This is a genomic window from Erythrobacter tepidarius (assembly GCF_002155695.1).
GTDB classification, from domain to species: domain Bacteria; phylum Pseudomonadota; class Alphaproteobacteria; order Sphingomonadales; family Sphingomonadaceae; genus Erythrobacter; species Erythrobacter tepidarius.
On record NZ_MUYJ01000008.1, the window covers coordinates 44407 to 63677 of the forward strand.

The following is a 19271-nucleotide window of genomic DNA, read 5'->3' on the forward strand; positions in this document are numbered from 1 at the left end:
CTATATGGGGACTGATCGCAACGAACGAAAGCCCGGCTTCGGCCCGTTCAGGGAGCGAGCAGCCCGAAGCTCCACAACAGCACCGATTTCTGTGCATGGATGCGGTTTTCGGCCTCGTCGAACACCACCGATTGTGGGCCCTCGAAGACCTCCTCGCTGACTTCCTCGCCAACATGGGCAGGCAGGCAGTGGAGGAACACGGCATCGGGCTTGGCCAGCGCCATCAGGTAGGGGTTGACCTGATAGGGCGCCATCGCGGCAAGCTTCGCCTCGGCATGCGCCTGCCCCATCGAGATCCAGGTGTCGGTGACGATCACATCCGCGCCGCGCGCCGCTTCGGCCGCGTCCTGGGTCAGCGTCACCCTCGCCCCGCCCGCGCGCGCCAGGGCAACGAAGGCCGAATCAGGCTCATATCCTACAGGCGTGGCCACACGGACGTTGAACTTCATCAGTCCGGCCGCCTCGAGGATCGAGTGCAGCACATTGTTGCCATCCCCGAACCACGCCACCTCAAGCCCGGGCAGCGCCTTGCCATGCTCGATCACGGTAAGCAGATCGGCGAGGATCTGACAGGGGTGCGACCTGTCGGTCAGCCCGTTGATGACCGGCACGCAGGCATGGCGCGCCATGTCCTCGATCTTGGCGTGATCGTCGGTGCGCAGCATGATGGCATCGACCATCCGGCTCAGCACCCGCGCGGTGTCGGCGATGGTCTCCCCCCGCCCGAGCTGACTTGAGCCGGAGTCGAGGATCAGCACGCTCCCGCCGAGCTGCCGCATGGCGATGTCGAAGCTGACGCGGGTGCGGGTCGAGTTCTTCTCGAACACGAGCGCCAGCACCTTTCCACTGAGCGGCGCGTCGGCATCGGGCGCGCCCTTCGGCAGGCCGGCACGCCCTGCCTTGCGATCAATTGCGTCATTGATCATCGCCGCGATCGCGTCGCCGCCGGCATCGCCGAGATCGAGAAAGTGCCTGAAACGTGCTGCCCCGGTCATGCCGGCTCCGCCACCTTGAAGCTCGCCGCACCAGCCGAAAGCTTGTCCATGAATTCGTCGATCTCGGCATCGCCGATCACCAGCGGCGGCAGCACGCGAATCGTATTGTCGCCCGCCGCCACGGTCAGCAGCTGGTGATTGTCACGCAGGTGCACGTAAAACGGACGGCTCTCCATCTTCATCTTGAGGCCGAGCATCAGTCCCTTGCCCCGGACGAGTTCGAACAGTTCGGGATAGTTGCCGATGAACTGTTCGAGCCGGGCGCGCAGCCGCTCGCCCTTATCGCGCACGGCGGCGAGGAATTCCTCGTTGGCCACGGCTTCCATCACCGCAAGGCCCGCCGCCATCGCCAGAGGGTTGCCGCCATAGGTCGAACCGTGGGTGCCGAAAGTCATGCCGCGGGCCGCCTTCTCGGTCGCGATGCAGGCACCCAAGGGGAAGCCGCCGCCAATGCCCTTGGCGGTCGCCATGATGTCGGGCGTGATCCCGTAATGCTCATAGGCATAGAGCTTGCCGGTGCGCGCGACACCACATTGCACCTCGTCCAGCACCAGCATCAAATCATGCTCGTCCGCCAGCGCGCGCAGGCCCTGCATGAACGCCACCGATGCCGGACGGATCCCGCCCTCGCCCTGAATCGGCTCGACCAGAAAGCCCGCGGTATGCGGGCCGATCAGCGCCCGGGCCGCTTCCAAGTCATCGAAGGGCGCATATCTGAACCCGTCGAGCAGCGGCGAGAAGCCGTGATGCATCTTGGCCTGGTTCGAGGCCGAGATCGTCGCCATGGTGCGCCCGTGGAAGGCGTTGTGAAAGGTGATCAGCTCGAACCGGCTGGCATCACCCGCATCGCCGGCATTCTGATGATAGGCACGTGCAGTCTTGATCGCGCATTCCACCGCTTCGGCGCCCGAATTGGTGAAGAACACCGTATCGCCGAAGGTGTTGTCGACCAGCACCTGCGCCAGCGCCTCGCCCTGCGGACTGCCGTAGAGGTTCGACACGTGCATCAGCGTCGCCGCCTGGCGCTGGATCGCCGAAATCAGCCCCTCGTGCGAATGGCCCAACAGGTTGACCGCGATACCGCTGGCGAAATCGAGATAGCGGGTGCCGTCCTCGTCGATGAGGTGGCAGTGCTCGCCGCGCACCGGTCGCACACCGCAACGCGGATAGACGGGCATGAGCGGGGTAATCGACATGATGCTCTTTCCTGAAATTGCAAATGCGGATGCATAGGGAGTATCAAATGCAAATGGCGGCCCTGAACCAGAGCCGCCATCTGCATTCCGTTTACTCGTCCGCTTCCCCTTGGTCAAACCGCACAGTGCGGTTCGGGCCGGGTTCAGCCTTGGATCGGCGCCAGATTGACGGCGGAATATTTTCCGCGTCGGTCCACCTCGAGATCGAACTCGTAACGCTCACCCTCGTGGATACCGGCAAGGCCCGAACGTTCCACCGCCGTGATGTGCACGAAGGCATCCGGCTGGCCGTCATCACGCACGAGAAACCCGAAGCCTTTCATCGCGTTGAAGAACTTGACAGTGCCTCTGGCACGCTCCCCCGTCAGTTCGCGCTGCGGGGCTGCGCCCCTCTGCGGAGCGGTGATCACGTCGCCGATAATCTGGAGATCCTGCGCCGACACTTTGCCGCCGCGATCAACCAGATTGTACTGGAGCTCCTGACCTTCGGCGAGCCCTTCAAGGCCAGCGCGTTCGACCGCGCTGATGTGAACGAAGACATCGTCTCCGCCGCCTTCCTGCTGGATGAAGCCGAAGCCCTTCTGGGCGTTGAAGAACTTCACGATGCCCCTGCCGGTGCCGACGACCTGGGCAGGCATGCGGCTGAAGCCGCCGCCACCGCCGGGGCCACGCAGGCCGCCACCGCCGGGGCCACGCAGGCCGCCACCGCCGGGGCCACGCAGGCCGCCACCGCCGCCGCGAGGGCCGCCACCGCCAAAGCGATCGCCGCCGCCAAAGCGATCCCCGCCAAAGTCGCGCGGGGGCGGAAAACCGTCATTCCCGCCGCCAAACGGATCGAAGCCGTCTTCGCCGAAACCGTCGCGCTTGTCGCGGCCGCGCCGGCGTCCCCTATCGTAACCCATATATCAGAACACACCTTGCCACACTGCCCGACCTCCAATGTTCCGATGGCGTGGACAGTGAGCCGCACCGGATACAGATGCACCGGCCCTGCCGACCGGAGCACCCTGTGCGCCATGCATAGCGCACAACGAGTTGCTTTGCGAACGATTTTACCGAGGCCCGCCGCACACTCGGCAGGTCGATGCAGCGTATGGTTCTGCCGGTGCTTGTGCGATCCCGCACGGTTGGGCATGAGGCGAGCAATCGCAAACCCCCGGGCGGCAGGATTTGGACATGAGCGGATTTCGCAAACTCAATGAAAATGTGCTTGTAAGCCCGCAGCTTGCGCTGGAGGACGTGGCCACGGCTGCGGCGCTTGGCGTCACCACCATCGTCAACAACCGCCCCGATGGTGAAGATCCGGACGCACCCCAAGGCGAGGAAATCAACGCCGCAGCGGCCGCGGCCGGGCTGAATTATGTGGCTATCCCGGTCGGTCATTCGGGCTTCAGCCAACCCCAGGTGGATGCCATGATCGCCGCCTTGGAACAGGCCGAGGGGCCGATTCTCGCCTATTGCCGTTCGGGCACGCGCTCGACTTTCCTCTGGGCGCTGGCGGCGGCAAAGCTGGGCGAGGAACCCGAGACCATCGCCCGTGCGGCGATGCAGGCGGGTTACGATGTCAGCCCGATCAGGCCATTGATCGATATGCTCGCCCAGCGTTGAGGCGCTGGCGATGGAATTCCTGCTCCAGACTGCCGGGTCGCTGGTCGCAATTCTTGCGCTGGCGGGGCTGGCGTGGGCGATGAAGCTGGGCGGTATGCCGCGGCTGGACAGCGAAGCGGCCGTGCGCCGGGCGGCCAGCGAAGTCGAGGACGGCTTCATTCCTGTCGCGCTGGCCCGCGATGCGGAAGGGGCGGCCGCGCTGGCCCGCGATGCGGGGGGACGGATCATCGTGATCAAGCGCCACGGCAACCGTTTCGCCGGCCGGGTGCTCGGCCCTGCTGCCCGGGCACGGCTGGAGGACAGTCCGGGCAAGTTCAACCTCATTGTCGACCCGGGCGAGCCGCGCTTCGGCAAGGTCTTTCTCACGCTGCCCGACCCGCAGGCTTGGGCCGAGGCGATCAATGCGGTAGACGGGCCAAGCGATGCCTGATTTCGACCCCACCCAATACGCCGTGCCGTTCTTCGTGCTGGCGGTGCTGGCCGAGATGCTCTGGGCGAAATTCCACGCACCGGAAGCTTACGAGCCGAAGGACACGCTGGTCAGCCTCGCCTTCGGGCTGGGCTCGACCGTCGCAGGTGCCCTGCTCGGCGGGTTCGCCGTGGCGGTGTTCATCAAGGCCTACCAATATCGTCTGTTCGACTTCGGGCCGCAGTGGTGGAGCGTTTGGTGGGCCTGGCCGCTGTGCTTCGTGCTCGATGACCTCAAATATTACTGGGTTCACCGCGCGGGGCACCGCGTCCGCTGGATGTGGGCGGCGCATGTGAACCACCATTCGAGCCAGCACTACAACCTCTCCACCGCGCTGCGGCAGACATGGACCGGCTCGCTGACCTTCGGCTTCCTGTTCGCGGTGCCGCTGGTGCTGCTCGGCTTCCATCCGGCGATGATCGCGATCTGCGGCGGCTTCAACCTGATCTATCAGTTCTGGATCCACACCGAGGCGATCAAGCGCATGCCGCGCTGGTTCGAGGCGGTGATGAACACGCCCAGCCACCACCGCGTGCACCACGCCACCAACCCGCGCTATCTCGACCGCAACTACGCGGGCGTCTTCATCGTTTGGGACCGGATCTTCGGCACCTTCCAACCGGAAGTCGATGGCGAGCCGATCCGCTATGGCATCGTCAAGCAGCTCGGCAGCTTCAACCTCCTGTGGGCGGTGTTCCACGAATGGATCGAGATGATCGCCGACATCTGGCGCGCACCGTGGCGGCACAAGCTTTCCTACCTGCTGCGCGAGCCGGGCTGGAGCCATGACGGCAGCCGCGAAACCTCGGATATGATCCGCGAAAGATGGCGCGCGCGCACCGGACAGGGGGCCTTGCCTACACCAATGTCAGTGGCTGATCGAAACCCGATTGCGCAGGCCAACGAAGCTTTCTAGTCTCCTCCACCAAAGGGAGAGATCATGGAAAGTTTCGACTACATCGTCATCGGCGGTGGCAGCGCCGGCAGTGCGGTTGCCGGGCGTCTGGCCGTGGATGGGACGCGCCGGGTGTGCCTGCTCGAAGCGGGCGGGCGCAATGACAACATCTTCATCAAGACCCCGGGCTTCATGCCCTTCATTCCGGAAAAGTCGAACTACCGCTACGAAACCGTGCCGCAGAAGGGCCTGAACGGGCGCACCGGCTACCAGCCGCGCGGACGCGGCCTCGGCGGTTCCTCGGCGATCAATGCGATGGTCTATATCCGGGGCAACCGCTGGGATTACGACAACTGGGCAGCGCAAGGCTGCACCGGCTGGAGCTATGACGAGGTGCTGCCCTATTTCAAGCGCGCCGAAGCCAACCAGCGCGGGGCGGATGATTACCACGGTGCAGGCGGGCCGCTGTTCGTGTCGGACCAGACGGCGGCCAATCCCGCCTCCCATGCCTTCGTCGAGGCCGCCGCCGCGCTCCAGCTGCGCACCAATCCCGATTTCAACGGCGAACGCCAGGATGGCTTCGGCCTCTACCAGGTGACCCAGCGCAAGGGGGAACGCTGGTCGGCCGCACGCGCTTACGTCGAACCGATCCGCGAGCAGGGCAACTTCGCCGTGCGCACCGACACGCTGGTCGAGAGGCTTGTGATCGAGGCCGGACGTGTCACCGGTGTTACAATCCGTCGCGGGAGCAAACGCGAATCCTTGCTGGCGCGCCGTGGGGTCATTCTGTCGGCCGGGGCGTTCAATTCCCCGCAGATCCTGATGCTGTCGGGGATCGGCCCGGCTGAGCACCTGAAGGCGCACGGCATCGCAGTGGTGCTCGATCGCCCCGCCGTCGGCAGCAACCTTCAGGACCATATCGACTACGTCTCGGGCTGGGAGACGCAGAGCGACGTGCCGATCGGCAGTTCGCTCAAGGGCACGCTGCGCATGGCCGCCGCAATCGTCGAGCACCGGCGCAAGCGGACCGGGGTGATGACGACGCCCTATGCGGAAGCGGGGGGCTTCTGGACCGTGATGCCCGATAGTCCCGCCCCGGACGTGCAATGGCATTTCGTCCCGGCCGTGCTGGAAGATCATGGTCGCGAGAAGGTCAAGGGTCATGGCTTTTCGCTGCATGCCTGCGTGCTGCGCCCCGAAAGCCGCGGCACCGTGCGGCTGGCTTCGCCCGATGCCGCCGCCGCACCGGTGATCGATCCCAACTTCCTCGATGATGAACGCGATATGGCGACCTTGCGCGCCGGTGTGCGGCTTTCGCATCGGATCGTCGAGACCCCGCCCTTGCAGGCCTTCGGTCCCAAGGACCGCCACCCGGTCGATCTCGCTGACGACTCCGCGTTGGACGCGCTGATCCGCAGCCGCGCCGACACGGTCTATCACCCGGTCGGGACCTGCCGCATGGGGAGCGATGCCGATGCGGTGGTCGATCCGACACTCAGGCTCAACGGCCTTGAAGGGCTGTGGGTGGCCGATGCCAGCATCATGCCCACGATCGTCAGCGGGAACACCAACGCCCCGAGCATCATGATCGGCGAAAGATGCGCCGACTTCGTGATCCAAGCCGAGCGGGGCTAGCCCCTAAACCTGGGCAAGCGCGCTGATATTGGCCAGCGGGGCCGCAAGCGCGGCAGCGCGCCAACAGGGCTTGAAATGGCACCGAGGACCCCCGCCTAGGTGGGGGCGAAACACAAAAAAGGGCCGGAGACGCTGGTGGCGGCTCCGGCCTGCTCAAGTCTGTTCGTTCGCAGGAGGAACGAGGTGAGGCGGGGGGAAGGGAGAGGGAGAGAGAGTATCCTCCCCCCGCCAAGCTGCTGAGGGGCGCTTAGTTGTAGGCACGCTCCCCGTGTTCGGAAATATCGAGGCCGTTGACTTCGCTTTCCTCGTCAACGCGCAGGCCAGTGAGAGCCTTGGCGATGGACATGGCGATCGCGGTACCGACGGCGGAGATCACGATGGTGGCGGCGACTGCGCTGACCTGAGTCACCAGCTGCGCACCGATTGCGAAGTCATCGCCGCCCGGTCCGCCGAGCGCCGGCGAATAGACGATACCGGTGCCGATCGCGCCGACGATGCCGCCCACGCCGTGAATGCCGAATGCATCGAGCGCATCGTCATAGCCGAGCGCCGGCTTCACCTTGGCCACGAAGACGTAGCACACCACCGAAGCAATCGCGCCGAGCAGGATGGCGCCGAACGGGCCGGAGTTGCCCGCCGCCGGGGTGACGGCGACCAGACCGGCGATCACACCAGAGCAGAAGCCCAGAGCGGAACCCTTGTGGCCCATCACCCGCTCGGTCAGCATCCAGAACAGCCCGCCGGCCGCCGTGGCGACGAAGGTATTGATCATGGCGAGCGCGGCCGAGCCGTTGGCTTCAAGCGCCGAACCGGCGTTGAAGCCGAACCAGCCCACCCACAGCAGACCGGTGCCGACCATGGTCAGCGTCAGGCTGTGCGGCATCATCGGCTCGGTCGGGTAGCCACGGCGCTTGCCGAGGATGTAAGCGGCGACCAGCGCCGAGACACCGGCGTTGATGTGCACCACGGTGCCGCCGGCAAAGTCCAGCGCGCCCATCACGAAGAACACGCCGCGCGCTTCCCACACCATGTGGGCAATCGGGAAATAGACGATCGTGAGCCACACCAGGGCGAACACCATGGTGGCGGAGAACTTCATGCGCTCGACCACAGCGCCCAGCACCAGCGCGACGGTGATCGCGGCGAAGGTCATCTGGAAGCTAATGAAGATATATTCGCTGATCACCTCGTCGGTGAAGGTCGCCGCGGTGGAATCCGCGGTGACACCTTGAAGGAAGAACTTGCCCCAGCTGATGAACTGGTTGCCTTCCGGCCCGAATGCGAGGCCATAGCCCCACATCACCCACACGAGCATTGCGAGCGAGGCCACGGCCCCGATCTGGGTCATCGTCGAAAGCATGTTCTTGGAACGGGTAAGACCACCGTAGAACAAAGCCAGACCGGGCAGGATCATCAGCAAGACCAGCACCGTCGCGGTCATCATGAAACCATTGTTGCCCGGATTGGGCAGCACTGGCGCGGCTTCGGCCACTTCACTGGCCACGGCGGTCGCCTCGGCGGCGGCCTCGGCCGCCGCAGCGACCGGAGCGGCGAGCGCGGGCGCGGCCAGCAGGACCGCCCCCGTCATCAGCGCCGCAGCATTACGCAAGATACGTTTCATTGAATGTGCCCCCTTACAGCGCGGTTTCGCCGGACTCGCCGGTGCGGATGCGGGTGACGCCGACCAGATCGAGCACGAAGATCTTGCCGTCGCCGATGGCGCCCGTGTTGGCGGTCTGCTGGATGGTTTCGACGATCTGCGCGGCGATCTCGTCACTCGCGGCGATCTCGAGCTTCACCTTGGGGAGCATGTTGGTGGAATATTCGGCCCCGCGGTAGATTTCGGTTTGGCCCTTCTGGCGGCCAAACCCCTTGACCTCGGTGACGGTCATGCCGGCAATGCCCATATTGCTGAGCGCCTGACGAACCTCATCGAGTTTGAACGGTTTGATGATGGCGATGATGAACTTCATCGAAGCCCCCTTTTGCACCGGAAATGCCCGGCACCATCGCACTGCAACAAGCGTGCCACATTGGCGCAACGCCTGCGCAACACGAGAATCCGCGAATTGCTTCGCAACCGCGAAAAAATCCCTGCCTAGAGATTAATCATCTGGTTATAAATTAGGCAGCATTGGCGGTGAGCGGCCGCCGAAAGCCGGGGGTCAGAGGAAATTGCGCAAGGTGGCGATGAAGCGATCGAACTGGTCGTGGTGGAGCCAGTGGCCCGCCTTCTCGAACTCGATCACGCGCGCGGTCCTGAAGTGGGCGATGCGCCCGTCCTTCTCCGGGTTCGAGGCCCATGAATCCGCGCCGTAAAGCAGCAAGGTCGGACACCGGATCGCGCCCCACAGCTGCTCGATGAATTCATCGCCGATGTCTTCGACCGGCCAGACGTTGAGGTGCGGATCGAACTTCCAGCTATAGGTGCCATCCTCGTTGCGGTTGACCCCGTGGACCGTCAGATGCCGCGCCTGTTCCTCGGTGAGGTAGGCGTTCTCCTCGATCATGCGGGCAAAAGCCGCCTCGATGCTTTCGTATTTGCGCGGTGTGCGCCCGGCGGCCTGGCGCTTCTTTGCGATCCATTCGGCAAGGCGCTCGGGATAAGGCACGGCGCGTTGCTGTGCGCGGTATTCGGGCGAGGGGCCAAGGCCCTCGATCGCCACCAGCTTGGTCACCATGTCGGGGAAGGCCCCAGCATAGCGCAGCGCGACATTGCCGCCCATCGAATGCGCCACGATCCGCACCGGACCGACGCCCAATTGGTGGATCAGCTGGGCGAGATCATAAACCATGTCGGCGGCGCAATAGACCCCGTCCGAAACCCAGTCCGAATCCCCATGCCCGCGGTGGTCCATCGCGATGACGTGATAATCCTCGCGCAGCGCCTCGGCGGTCCAGTCCCAGCTGCGCGCATGATCGCGCCCGCCATGCACCAGCACCAGCGGCGGCTTGCCCCGGCCGCCCCAATCAAGATAATGCAGGCGCAGGCGCTGCGAAATGAAGGTTTGCGAAGTCGGACCAGTGCTGTGCATGGGTTTCGCCATGCCGCGAACCTCGCCCTGTCGCAAGACTAGCGTTCCTTGGTGGACGAGAAGGCAAGCTGCGGGTTCTTCTCGATCTGATAGCTCACGTCCCACGGGCTCTTGGCCATGAACACGAGGTCGCCGTCGCGGTCCCTGGCGAGGTTGGCGCGGTTGAAGCTGGCGAAGTCATCCAAGGCCTTGGCGTCCCCCCTGATCCAGCGCGCGGTGGCAAAGGGCGAGGGTTCGAGCACGGCTTCGACCTTGTATTCCACCTCGAGCCGGGAAATCAGCACTTCGAGCTGAAGCTGGCCGACCACGCCGACGACATGGGCCGAACCGATCTCGGGATAGAAGACCTGAATGACGCCCTCTTCGCTGAGATCGTCGAGCGCTTTGCGCAATTGCTTGGTCTTGGTCGGGTCCTTCAGCTGCACCCGCCGCAGGATTTCGGGCGCGAAATTGGGCAGGCCCGTGAAACGCACCTGATTGCGCTCGGACAGCGTATCGCCCACCCTGAGCGTGCCGTGGTTGGGGATGCCGATGATGTCGCCCGCTTCGGCGGTGTCGACCAGTTCACGATCCTGCGCGAAGAACAGGATCGGCGAGTGGATCGCTATCGGCTTGCCGAGGCCCGAGGGCGTCAGTTTCATGCCCCGCTTGAAGGTGCCCGAAACCTGCCGCATGAAGGCGATCCGGTCGCGGTGGTTGGGATCCATGTTGGCCTGCACCTTGAAGATGAAGCCGGTCACCTCGTCGCGGTCGGGGCTGATCTCGACTTCGCCCGCAGGCTGGGGCCGGGGCGGCGGCGCCCACTTCGCAATCGCGTCGATCAGTTCCTCAACCCCGAAATTCTTGAGCGCCGATCCGAAGAACACCGGGGTCAGATCGCCCTTGCGATAGGCATCGAGATCGAAGCCGGGATAGCCCTCGCGCACCAGTTCGATTTCTTCGGCGAGGCCTGCGGGCAGCTCCCCCAGCGGCTCGCGCTTGCCAAGGTATTCGCGGCTGCCCCCCTCGGGCCGGGCGACGGTGTTGCTGGCGAAGTCGAGCACGCCGGTGAACAGCCCGCCCATCCCCAGCGGCGCGCTCTGCGGGCTGACGTCGAGCGCGAGCGCATCGGCGACCTCGTCGAGGATCTCGAACAGCGAACGGCCTTCGCGGTCGACCTTGTTGACGAAGGTGATGATCGGCACGCTCCGCAACCGGCAGACCTCGAAGAGCTTCCTCGTCTGGCTCTCGATCCCCTTGGCGACGTCGATCACCATCACCGCCGAATCCACCGCGGTGAGCGTGCGGTAGGTGTCTTCGGAGAAGTCCTCGTGGCCGGGGGTGTCGAGCAGGTTGAAGACGATGCCGTCCTTCTCGAAAGTCATCACCGAGGAAGTGACCGAGATCCCGCGCTGCTGCTCGATCTTCATCCAGTCCGAGCGCGCCCGCCGCGCCGCCCCGCGCGCCTTGACCTCGCCCGCAAGGTGGATCGCCCCGCCCTGCAGCAGCAGCTTTTCGGTAAGCGTGGTCTTCCCCGCGTCGGGGTGCGAGATGATCGCGAAGGTGCGCCTATTGCTCGTCATTGCGCGCGACGCGGAAGCCCGCGAAGTCCTGGTTGACCGGCATCAGCTCGATCCGGTTGATGTTGAGATGCGGCGGCAGGGCGGCGATCCAGCCGATGGTGTCGGCGATATCCTCGCCGGTCATCGGGTTGACGCCGCGATACAGGTTGTCGGAGGCCTCCTGACTGCCGGTGCGCACGAGGGTGAATTCGGTCTCGACCATCCCCGGCTCGATGCTGGTGACGCGCACCCCCGTGCCGTGGAGATCGGCGCGCAGCGCGAGGGTGAAGTGGTTCACGAAGGCCTTCGAGCCGGCATAGACGTTGCCGCCCGGATAGATGTAGTTTCCCGCGACCGAACCGATCGCGATGATCGCGCCCTTGCGTTCGATCAGCGTCGGCAGGAGCTTGCGGGTCAGCACCACCATCGCGGTGATGTTGGTGTCGATCATGGTCTGCCAGTCGTCGAGGCTGGCGTTCTGCGCCGCCGACAGCCCCCGCGCGAGGCCGGCATTGTTCACCAGCAGATCAATGTCGCGAAACGCCGCCGGCAGGCTGGCGAGCGCGGCATCCATCGCAGGCGTATCGCGCACGTCGAAGCACAGCGGCAGCACCTTGTCCGCCCCCAGCTCCGCGACCAGCGCGTCCAGCCGCTCCTGCCGCCGCCCGGTGGCGATACAGCGCCAGCCGTCCTTCACCAGGCGGCGCACGGTGGCGCGGCCGATCCCGGCTGTCGCGCCGGTGACGAAAGCGATCTTGCTCATCCGCGCAGCTCCCCGCCCAGCTTGGCCGCCGCGGCGACGACCTTTTCGGCGATGGCCTTGAGGTCGGCATCCTTGAAGCTCGCCTCACCCGGCTGGAGGGTGACTTCGAGCGCGATCGACTTCTTGCCCTCGGGCACGCCCTGCCCGGCAAAGACGTCGAAAACGCGCACGCCGGTGATGAAGGCCTTGTCCGCACCCTGCACCGCACGCACCAGATCGCCCGCCGCGAGTGCAGCGGGGACAAGGAAGGCGAAATCGCGGGTGACGGCTTGCAGCGCGGGCGGGGTGAAGCCGGGACGCGCGAAGACGGCGTTCTTCTTGGGCGGGATCGCATCGAGGAACAGCTCGATCGCGGCCACCGGCCCGTCCATGTCGAAGGCCTTGAGCGTCGCCGGATGCACCATCCCGAAGCGCGCCAGCACCATCTTGGGCCCGAGCCTGAGGGTGGCCGACTGGCCGGGGTGGAACTGCGCCCCGGCCTCGCCCATCACCATCAGATTGGCGATGGGGGCACCGGCCGCTTCGAGCAGCTGGAGCGCCAGCGCCTTGGCGTCATAGGCATCGAAGGCCCTGGCCTTGCCGCTCTGCCAGCCGCGCGGGGTCTTCTCGCCGGCCAGCACGATACCGAGGGTGGGCCTTTCATCGCTGAGGCCATCGCTGCGGCGGAAATACCGCCGCCCGATCTCGAACAGGCGCGATGAGGCCGCGCCGCGATCCGCGTTGCGCTTGGCCGCCATCAGCAGGCCGGGCAGAAGCGAGGGGCGCATCGCCTTCATGTCCTCGCTGATCGGATTGGCGAGCACCCACAGGGGTTGGTCGTCCGCCGCGAAGTGCTCCGCCGCCCAGACGGGCAGGAAGCTCCACGTCACCGCCTCGTTGAGGCCGCTTGCGGCGGCGGCACGGCGCAGGCCCCGCTCGAGCTTCTGCAGCGGCGTGGCGGTGGGGCGGGCGACGCCTTCCGCTCGCGGCAAGGTGACGCTCGCGACCTTGTCGAGCCCGTGGATGCGAACGACTTCCTCGACGAGGTCAGCCGGGCCTTCGATATCGTGGCGGCGCAGCGGGCAGGTCACCCGCCAATCGCTTGCCACGCTGAAGCCGAGGCTTTCGAGGATGCGCTGCTGTTCGGCATCGGGCACCGCCACCCCGCCGAGGCGGAGCGTCAGGCCGGGATCGAAGGCGAGGACCTTGGGCTGGGACGGCGGCGAACCGGCACGGATGACTTCGCTGGGCTTGCCCCCCGCCAGCTCCACGATCAACCCGGTGAGCAGATCAAGCCCCTGATCGAGAAACGCCGGATCGACCCCGCGCTCGAACCGCGTGCGGGCATCGGACGACAGGCCCAGCTTGCGCCCGGTGGCGCCGATGCGGGCGGGATCGAAATAGGCGATTTCAAGCAGCACGTCGGTGGTCGTCTCTGACACCCCCGAATCTTCGCCGCCCATGATCCCGGCAATGTCGTGCACTTGGCGCTCGTCGGCGATCACCACCATCTCGGCATCGAGCGTATAGGTCTTCCCGTTGAGCGCCATCACCTCCTCGCCCTCCTGCGCTCGGCGGGCAACCACTGCGCCCGAGAGCTTGGCGAGATCATAGACGTGCGCCGGACGGCCGAAACCGAGCATGAGGTAATTGGTCAGATCGACCAGCAGCGAGATCGGACGCTGGCCTGCGCTCTTGAGCCGCGCCTGCAACCAGTCGGGCGAGCGGCCATTCTTCACGCCCTTCACCACGCGGCCATAGAAGGCCGGGCAGCCTTCCGGATCGTCGGTGCGGATTTCGACCGGGCACGCGCCGCTCGCCGCAAAGGCGGGCATGGAAATCGGCTTCAGCGTCCCCAGCCCCTTGGCCGCGAGATCGCGGGCAATGCCGTAAACGCCCATGCAATCGGGGCGGTTGGGGGTGACGGCGACCTCGATGACCGGATCGGAGCCATGATAGACCGCGAAATCGGTGCCGACCGGGGCATCCTCGGGCAGCTCGATGATCCCGTCGTGATCATCGCCCAGCTCCAGCTCGCGGCTTGAGCACATCATCCCGTTCGATTCGATTCCCCGGATCGCGCTTTTCTTGAGCACCATGCCGCTGGCAGGCACGGTCGCCCCCGGAAGCCCCAGAACGCCCTTCATGCCCGCGCGGGCATTGGGCGCGCCGCACACGACTTGCAGCGGCGCGCCGTCTCCGGCGTCGACGGTAAGCACCTGAAGCTTGTCGGCATCGGGGTGCCGCGCGGCGGTCAGCACGTGGGCGACGCGGAAACCCGCGAGCCTTTCCGCCGGGTCTTCCACGCCCTCGACCTCGAGGCCGATGGCGTTCAATGCATCGCAAATCTCCGCAAGGGTGGCGTCGGTTTCAAGGTAATCCTTGAGCCAGGTCAGCGAGAACTTCATGCGCGCGCTCCCACGCCAGCGGAAAGGGTGGGCTGGTCGAAAGGCGAAAAGCCGTAATGCATCAGCCAGCGCGGATCGCCGTCGAAGAAGGCGCGCAGGTCGTTCATCCCGTATTTGAGCATGGCGATGCGGTCGATCCCGAGGCCGAAGGCGAAGCCCTGCCATTGCTTGGGGTCAAGCCCGGCAAACTCGAGCACGCGGGCATTGACCATCCCGCTGCCGCCGAGCTCCATCCACGCATGGCCCGGCGCATCGCCATGCCCGCCAACCACACGGCGGCCGCCCTCGGTGGCGTAGCCGACATCGACCTCGACGCTGGGTTCGGTGAAGGGGAAGTAGGAGGGGCGCAGGCGCAGGACGATGTCCTCGCGCTCGAAGAAAGCCTTGAAGAAGGTCTCCAGCGTCCACTTGAGGTGGCCTAGGTGGATGTCCTTGTCGACCACCAACCCTTCCACTTGATGGAACATCGGCGTGTGGGTGGCGTCACTGTCGCTGCGATAAACGCGGCCCGGAGCGATGATGCGGATCGGCGCGCCCTGTTCGAGCATCGCGCGGATCTGCACCGGCGAAGTGTGGGTGCGCAAAAGAACGTCCTTCCCGTCCGCCGTCTTGTCCGGAAAGTAGAAGGTGTCGTGCATCGCCCGCGCCGGGTGGGTCTCGTCCATGTTGAGCGCGGTGAAATTGTGCCAGTCGTCCTCGATCTCGGGCCCGGTGGCGACCGCGAAGCCCAGGTCGGCGAAGATTTCGGCAAGCTCGTCCATCACCTGGCTGACAGGATGCACCGAGCCCTTGGGCACAGCTGGCGCAGGCAGGGTGAGATCGATCGTCTCGCGCGCCAGCTGTTCCTCCAGCGCGGCGGCTTCGAGCGCGGCCTTCTTGGCATCGAGCGCGGCGGCGATGCTGGCGCGCGCCGACTGGATCGCCGGCGCCGCGGCGGCGCGCTCCTGCGGGCTCATGCCGCCCAGGGTCTTGAGCGCAAGGCTGACCCAGCCCTTCTTGCCGAGCGTTTCGAGCCGCTGCGCTTCGAGCGCCTCGAGGCTGGCTGCCGCAGCAATCGCGGCGAGCGCGGCATCGGTCTGGGAAGTGATATCGGTCATGGCGTCTGGATGTTCTGCCCGCAGGGATCTCGCCGCCGCCCGCTAGCGGCAAATCGCGGGATTTGCAAAGCGCCAGTGGCGCCGGCGGCCGATCAGCTTGCCGGGCGATGCAGCCCCTGCACTGCTTGCCCGGCCACCGCCATGCGGGCCCGCGCGGCCGCGACCAGAAGCGGCTTGTCAAGATCGGCATAGGCCGAAGGACTCATCCCCATGAAGCGGCGGAAGTCGCGCACGAAATGCGACTGGTCGTGATAATGCGCATCGAGCGTGCCGATCCATTTGAGCGAGGGGTCGAGCATGAAGCGCGCGAGGCTGCGCAGGAAGCGCTGGCGGCGCAGCAGCAGCTTGGGCGGAAAGCCGAAGGCGCGGTGCGACAGGCGTTCGAGCGAGCGCACATTCATCCCGAGCCGCTCCGCCAGATCGACCACCGATATCAAATCGGGATCGATTAGCGCCGCGGTCAGCGCCTCGATCGCCGGATCGACCGGCTGGGCGGCGGCGAACAGCGCATCCATGTGCTGACCGATCAGCGCGAGTTCGGCGGCATAATCGCCATCGCTTCGTGCCAGCGCCAGCGCCAGAGGGACAAGCCGGGCGAAGGCGGGGTCGGCCATGCCGTCAACGATCCGATCGGCATAGTCGCCCGCCTTGGCGGGAAACAACGCCGCCCAGCCCGATGGCATCAACCCGATCCCCCAGATCCGCCCCGATCGCAGGCGGAACCGCGCGGCGCGGCTGGTCGGCCCGGTGACCGCGAAGGCAGGGCAGGGCAGCGGTTCGCCAGTGCCGATCACCGAATGGGCCTCGGTGCGCGACAGGAAGCGCAGATTGGCCCATTCGGGATGGAGATAGTCCTCCAGCCACGGCTCGTGCGGGGAGCACGCCGCCTCGATGTAGTAATAGGTGGTGACGAAAGGACGCAGCGGTTCGCTCGGCAATGCGAAGCGCAGATTGACCGATTTGCCGAAAACGGCGCGCATGTTCTGGCTCTGTCCCGTCGTGACTCGCGCTGCACCATGCGCCCGGCATTGCCGCGATTGCAATCCCCCCGCCGGTCATCCGCGGAGGTTCCCCGACAGGACAAGCGCCCCGGGGGGGCGGAGGGCGTCAGGCACCCCCGGACGAAAGACCGGCCGGCGGATCGAGCGTCTGCGCAGCGCTTCCCCACACCCGCGCACGGGCCTCCATGAACGAGGTCAGGATCGGGTGATCGAGCGCGGCATATTCGCTCGGGTTCATGGTCATGAACTCGCGGAACTCGCGAGTGAATTGGGCCTGATCGTGGTAGTGATCGTCCATCGCCTCGGTCCAGCGACGGCCGCGCTGGAGCATGAAGGTGGTGAGGCTGCGCATGAATCGCTGGCGCCGCATCAGCAACTTGGGCGAGAAGCCGAAATAGCGCATGCACACCCGCTCGAGCGTGCGGATGCTCATCGCGCAGGCGTCGGCCAGTTCGTGCACCGAGGCGTGATCCCCGCGCACCAGCGCGGCATTCACCCGGATGATGCGGGCATCGTCGCGCGTTGGGCGCATGGCCTTGGTCATCGCGGCGACGATCGCGGCATATTGCTCGTCGCGCGTGGCCTCGGGATCACACAAGGTATCGGCCAGACCGGCGAAGCGGCTGAAGGCCGGGTGACTTGCGCCGTCACAAATCATGTTCGCACAAGTGCTGGCATCGGCATCGAAGAACCGCGCCCAGCCCAGCGGCAGGAAGCCGATTCCCCACATCCGCACCGCCCCCAAGCTGAAGCGGCACGGCAGCGAGCTTGGCCCGGTGGCGACGAAGGACGCGCCCGAAACCCGGCTGCTGCCGATCGACGCATCGGGCGTGCTGCCGCAGAAGAACCGGAGATTGCCCCATTCCGGCTGGAGATAGTCGGTCAGCCGCGCGTCACCGGCGGGCATCTCGAGCGTGAGGTGATAGAATGTCGTGAAGCAGCCTTCGAAAGCCGCCGGGGGTTCGCGGAACTCGGCCGCCAGGCGGTATGGCACGGGCGCCGATGCCATGGCCTGCACGCTCTGCAAAGCATTGTTCCCCATGCTCGCAGATAGCCGCATTTGACGCAGTTATACAAGGATGTCGGCGAAATCTTACAAGAGCGCCAATGCAAAGGGCGGGGACCCCCAGGCACCCGCCCTCCGAACTTCAGGAAAGTAAACCCGCAATCCTTCAGGCCGCAAGCGCGGCCTTGGCCTGGGCGATCACGGCCTTGAACACCCCGCCCTCGTTCATGGCGAGATCGGCCATCGCCTTGCGATCGAGCTCGATGCCGGCCAGCTTGATGCCGTGCATGAACTGCGAATAGGTCAGGCCTTCCATGCGGACAGCCGCGTTGATGCGCTGGATCCACAGGGCGCGGAAGTTCCGCTTTTTCACCTTGCGGTCGCGATAGGCGTACTGCCCGGCCTTCTCGACCGCCTGACGGGCGATGCGGATGGTGTTCTTGCGGCGACCGCGATAGCCCTTGGCCTGATCGAGGATCCGCTTGTGCTTGGCGCGGGTGGTAACACCGCGTTTGATGCGAGGCATGTCAGTATATCCTTATCTTGAGGATGCAGGGCGCAAGGCCGCCTGCATCAATCCAGCCCGTAGGGCGCCCACTTCTTGATCGTCGGCGTATCGTTTTCCGAGAGAACCGAAGTGCCGCGGTTGGTGCGGATATACTTGGCGTTATGGCTGATCAGGCGGTGCCGCTTGCCAGCGACGCCGTGCTTGATCTTGCCGGTGGCGGTGATCTTGAAGCGCTTCTTCACACCGCTCTTGGTCTTCAGCTTGGGCATTTTCATCTCCTGTTCGGGGACACGTCTGAACCGGCCCTGGCAGCCCTTGTCGCCAGGCTGGCTGATTGATTCGTGTCAGTGAAGTGCGCGCGCTTAGGCGGGAGACGCACGAAAGGCAAGAGGTTCGGACAATCCCGCCCTATCCCCTTGCATCCGGCGAAAAGTGCAACGCCCGCATTGCTCCTCGGCCCGAATCGCCTATGGGGCGCATGGCATGACCTTTGAAAATCCCAGCCCCACGCTCGATCGCCCGCCGCGCGGAGAGTTCCTGCGCTTCCTTCGTGCGGCCGCAGTCTTCTTCCGCGGGTTTCTCGAAAACCCTGCGATGGTTGCCTCGGTCGTCCCCTCCTCGCAGGCCACGATCGATGCGATGCTGGCCAAGGTCGATTGGGCCCGGTGCAAGCTTTTCGTCGAATACGGCCCCGGGGTCGGCACCTTCACCACCCGCATCCTCGACTGCCTGCCGCCGGACGGCAGGCTGCTGGCGATCGACACCAACCCGCGCTTCGTCGCCTTCCTCCGCGAAACGATCACCGATCCACGCCTTGAAGTGGTGCTCGGCTCGGCCAGAGATGTCGAACGCATCGTACACGAGATCGGCGAATCCCATGCCGACTACATCATCTCGGGCCTGCCCTTCTCCTCTTTGCCGGAAGATGTGGCGCAGGAGATCGTCGCGGCGAGCTACGCGGTGCTGCGCGACGGCGGCGCCTTCATGACCTACCAGTTCCGCCCGACCGCGCGCGCCCTTACCGCCGCGCAGTTCGAGCGGATCGATACCGGCCTTGCCCTGTTCAACATCCCGCTCTGCGTGCTGGCATGGGGCTGGAAGGAAGCGCCGGCTGCGGCGCGCGAAGCGGCCTGAT

The 19271-nt window shown here is 65.5% G+C and carries 19 protein-coding genes; 5 read left to right on the forward strand and 14 right to left on the reverse strand.

Features of this window, described 5'->3' with window-relative positions:
- Positions 1-47 precede the first annotated feature (47 nt).
- From argF to BZF61_RS16065, 3 genes are all read right to left on the reverse strand, one after another.
- Positions 48-995 carry an ornithine carbamoyltransferase gene (argF, locus tag BZF61_RS09215; protein ID WP_086618714.1) on the reverse strand — a complete coding sequence of 316 codons (948 nt, stop codon included), beginning with the start codon at positions 993-995 and terminating at the stop codon, positions 48-50.
- Positions 992-2191 (reverse strand): aspartate aminotransferase family protein, encoded by a 1200-nt coding sequence (locus BZF61_RS09220; protein WP_086618717.1) that lies wholly within the window; start codon positions 2189-2191, stop codon positions 992-994. Before BZF61_RS09220 ends, argF begins: the two co-directional genes overlap by 4 nt.
- A 143-nt stretch (positions 2192-2334) precedes the next feature.
- On the reverse strand, positions 2335-3093 hold the full coding sequence (locus tag BZF61_RS16065) for a cold-shock protein (RefSeq protein ID WP_086618719.1): 759 nt from the start codon (positions 3091-3093) through the stop codon (positions 2335-2337).
- A gap of 274 nt (positions 3094-3367) precedes the next feature.
- On the opposite strand from BZF61_RS16065, the gene BZF61_RS09230 reads away from it, so the two are divergent.
- The 4 genes from BZF61_RS09230 to BZF61_RS09245 are packed head-to-tail and all read left to right on the forward strand — an operon-like array spanning position 3368 to position 6798.
- Positions 3368-3799 (forward strand): protein tyrosine phosphatase family protein, encoded by a 432-nt coding sequence (locus BZF61_RS09230; RefSeq protein WP_086618721.1) that lies wholly within the window; start codon positions 3368-3370, stop codon positions 3797-3799.
- 10 nt (positions 3800-3809) lie between these two features.
- Positions 3810-4229, forward strand: a complete 420-nt coding sequence (locus tag BZF61_RS09235) for a hypothetical protein (RefSeq protein WP_086618723.1) — start codon at positions 3810-3812, stop codon at positions 4227-4229.
- Positions 4222-5184, forward strand: a complete 963-nt coding sequence (locus tag BZF61_RS09240; RefSeq protein WP_086618724.1) for a sterol desaturase family protein — start codon at positions 4222-4224, stop codon at positions 5182-5184. Before BZF61_RS09235 ends, BZF61_RS09240 begins: the two co-directional genes overlap by 8 nt.
- A 24-nt stretch (positions 5185-5208) precedes the next feature.
- The gene (locus BZF61_RS09245; RefSeq protein ID WP_086618726.1) at positions 5209-6798 is read left to right on the forward strand and encodes a GMC family oxidoreductase; all 1590 of its coding nucleotides are present in this window, start codon (positions 5209-5211) and stop codon (positions 6796-6798) included.
- A gap of 247 nt (positions 6799-7045) precedes the next feature.
- Here BZF61_RS09245 and BZF61_RS09250 read toward each other — a convergent pair whose 3' ends face one another.
- The 11 genes from BZF61_RS09250 to rpmI form a co-directional block, all read right to left on the reverse strand.
- The gene (locus BZF61_RS09250; protein WP_425429617.1) at positions 7046-8419 is read right to left on the reverse strand and encodes an ammonium transporter; all 1374 of its coding nucleotides are present in this window, start codon (positions 8417-8419) and stop codon (positions 7046-7048) included.
- Between the two features lie 13 nt (positions 8420-8432).
- Positions 8433-8771: a P-II family nitrogen regulator gene (locus BZF61_RS09255; RefSeq protein WP_086618729.1), complete on the reverse strand. Its 339-nt coding sequence runs from the start codon at positions 8769-8771 to the stop codon at positions 8433-8435.
- Between the two features lie 192 nt (positions 8772-8963).
- Entirely contained in the window at positions 8964-9833 is an 870-nt protein-coding gene (locus tag BZF61_RS09260) for an alpha/beta fold hydrolase (RefSeq protein ID WP_086618730.1), read from the reverse strand.
- A gap of 38 nt (positions 9834-9871) precedes the next feature.
- Entirely contained in the window at positions 9872-11395 is a 1524-nt protein-coding gene (locus tag BZF61_RS09265) for a peptide chain release factor 3 (protein ID WP_086618732.1), read from the reverse strand.
- Positions 11382-12137, reverse strand: coding sequence for an SDR family NAD(P)-dependent oxidoreductase (locus tag BZF61_RS09270; protein WP_086618733.1), 756 nt, complete (start codon positions 12135-12137; stop codon positions 11382-11384). The genes BZF61_RS09265 and BZF61_RS09270 overlap by 14 nt, the downstream gene beginning before the upstream one ends.
- Entirely contained in the window at positions 12134-14524 is a 2391-nt protein-coding gene (pheT, locus tag BZF61_RS09275) for a phenylalanine--tRNA ligase subunit beta (protein WP_086618735.1), read from the reverse strand. Before pheT ends, BZF61_RS09270 begins: the two co-directional genes overlap by 4 nt.
- Complete coding sequence (pheS, locus tag BZF61_RS09280; RefSeq protein ID WP_086618736.1) at positions 14521-15621, reverse strand: phenylalanine--tRNA ligase subunit alpha; 1101 nt, start codon at positions 15619-15621, stop codon at positions 14521-14523. The genes pheT and pheS overlap by 4 nt, the downstream gene beginning before the upstream one ends.
- Before the next feature lie 92 nt (positions 15622-15713).
- Positions 15714-16601 (reverse strand): helix-turn-helix domain-containing protein, encoded by an 888-nt coding sequence (locus tag BZF61_RS09285; RefSeq protein WP_086618738.1) that lies wholly within the window; start codon positions 16599-16601, stop codon positions 15714-15716.
- 127 nt (positions 16602-16728) lie between these two features.
- Entirely contained in the window at positions 16729-17631 is a 903-nt protein-coding gene (locus tag BZF61_RS09290; RefSeq protein WP_086618905.1) for a helix-turn-helix domain-containing protein, read from the reverse strand.
- 163 nt (positions 17632-17794) lie between these two features.
- The gene (gene rplT, locus BZF61_RS09295; protein WP_086618739.1) at positions 17795-18154 is read right to left on the reverse strand and encodes a 50S ribosomal protein L20; all 360 of its coding nucleotides are present in this window, start codon (positions 18152-18154) and stop codon (positions 17795-17797) included.
- A 47-nt stretch (positions 18155-18201) separates the two neighbouring features.
- The gene (gene rpmI / locus BZF61_RS09300) at positions 18202-18405 is read right to left on the reverse strand and encodes a 50S ribosomal protein L35 (RefSeq protein ID WP_086618906.1); all 204 of its coding nucleotides are present in this window, start codon (positions 18403-18405) and stop codon (positions 18202-18204) included.
- 214 nt (positions 18406-18619) lie between these two features.
- Between rpmI and BZF61_RS09305 the strand changes: the two genes are divergently transcribed.
- The gene (locus tag BZF61_RS09305) at positions 18620-19270 is read left to right on the forward strand and encodes a class I SAM-dependent methyltransferase (protein WP_086618741.1); all 651 of its coding nucleotides are present in this window, start codon (positions 18620-18622) and stop codon (positions 19268-19270) included.
- Position 19271 lies beyond the last annotated feature (1 nt).

Excerpts from the sequence above, each read along its gene's own strand:
- BZF61_RS16065 (WP_086618719.1), bottom strand. The coding sequence starts at position 3,093 with ATGGGTTACGATAGGGGACGCCGGCGCGGCCGCGACAAGCGCGACGGT.
- BZF61_RS09240 (WP_086618724.1), top strand. The coding sequence starts at position 4,222 with ATGCCTGATTTCGACCCCACCCAATACGCCGTGCCGTTCTTCGTGCTG.
- BZF61_RS09230 (WP_086618721.1), top strand. The coding sequence starts at position 3,368 with ATGAGCGGATTTCGCAAACTCAATGAAAATGTGCTTGTAAGCCCGCAG.
- BZF61_RS09305 (WP_086618741.1), top strand. The coding sequence starts at position 18,620 with ATGACCTTTGAAAATCCCAGCCCCACGCTCGATCGCCCGCCGCGCGGA.
- BZF61_RS09245 (WP_086618726.1), top strand. The coding sequence starts at position 5,209 with ATGGAAAGTTTCGACTACATCGTCATCGGCGGTGGCAGCGCCGGCAGT.
- BZF61_RS09285 (WP_086618738.1), bottom strand. The coding sequence starts at position 16,601 with ATGCGCGCCGTTTTCGGCAAATCGGTCAATCTGCGCTTCGCATTGCCG.
- pheS (WP_086618736.1), bottom strand. The coding sequence starts at position 15,621 with ATGACCGATATCACTTCCCAGACCGATGCCGCGCTCGCCGCGATTGCT.
- rpmI (WP_086618906.1), bottom strand. The coding sequence starts at position 18,405 with ATGCCCAAGCTGAAGACCAAGAGCGGTGTGAAGAAGCGCTTCAAGATC.
- BZF61_RS09250 (WP_425429617.1), bottom strand. The coding sequence starts at position 8,419 with ATGAAACGTATCTTGCGTAATGCTGCGGCGCTGATGACGGGGGCGGTC.
- BZF61_RS09220 (WP_086618717.1), bottom strand. The coding sequence starts at position 2,191 with ATGTCGATTACCCCGCTCATGCCCGTCTATCCGCGTTGCGGTGTGCGA.
- BZF61_RS09260 (WP_086618730.1), bottom strand. The coding sequence starts at position 9,833 with ATGCACAGCACTGGTCCGACTTCGCAAACCTTCATTTCGCAGCGCCTG.
- BZF61_RS09235 (WP_086618723.1), top strand. The coding sequence starts at position 3,810 with ATGGAATTCCTGCTCCAGACTGCCGGGTCGCTGGTCGCAATTCTTGCG.
- BZF61_RS09270 (WP_086618733.1), bottom strand. The coding sequence starts at position 12,137 with ATGAGCAAGATCGCTTTCGTCACCGGCGCGACAGCCGGGATCGGCCGC.
- pheT (WP_086618735.1), bottom strand. The coding sequence starts at position 14,524 with ATGAAGTTCTCGCTGACCTGGCTCAAGGATTACCTTGAAACCGACGCC.
- BZF61_RS09265 (WP_086618732.1), bottom strand. The coding sequence starts at position 11,395 with ATGACGAGCAATAGGCGCACCTTCGCGATCATCTCGCACCCCGACGCG.
- BZF61_RS09255 (WP_086618729.1), bottom strand. The coding sequence starts at position 8,771 with ATGAAGTTCATCATCGCCATCATCAAACCGTTCAAACTCGATGAGGTT.
- argF (WP_086618714.1), bottom strand. The coding sequence starts at position 995 with ATGACCGGGGCAGCACGTTTCAGGCACTTTCTCGATCTCGGCGATGCC.
- BZF61_RS09290 (WP_086618905.1), bottom strand. The coding sequence starts at position 17,631 with ATGGCATCGGCGCCCGTGCCATACCGCCTGGCGGCCGAGTTCCGCGAA.
- rplT (WP_086618739.1), bottom strand. The coding sequence starts at position 18,154 with ATGCCTCGCATCAAACGCGGTGTTACCACCCGCGCCAAGCACAAGCGG.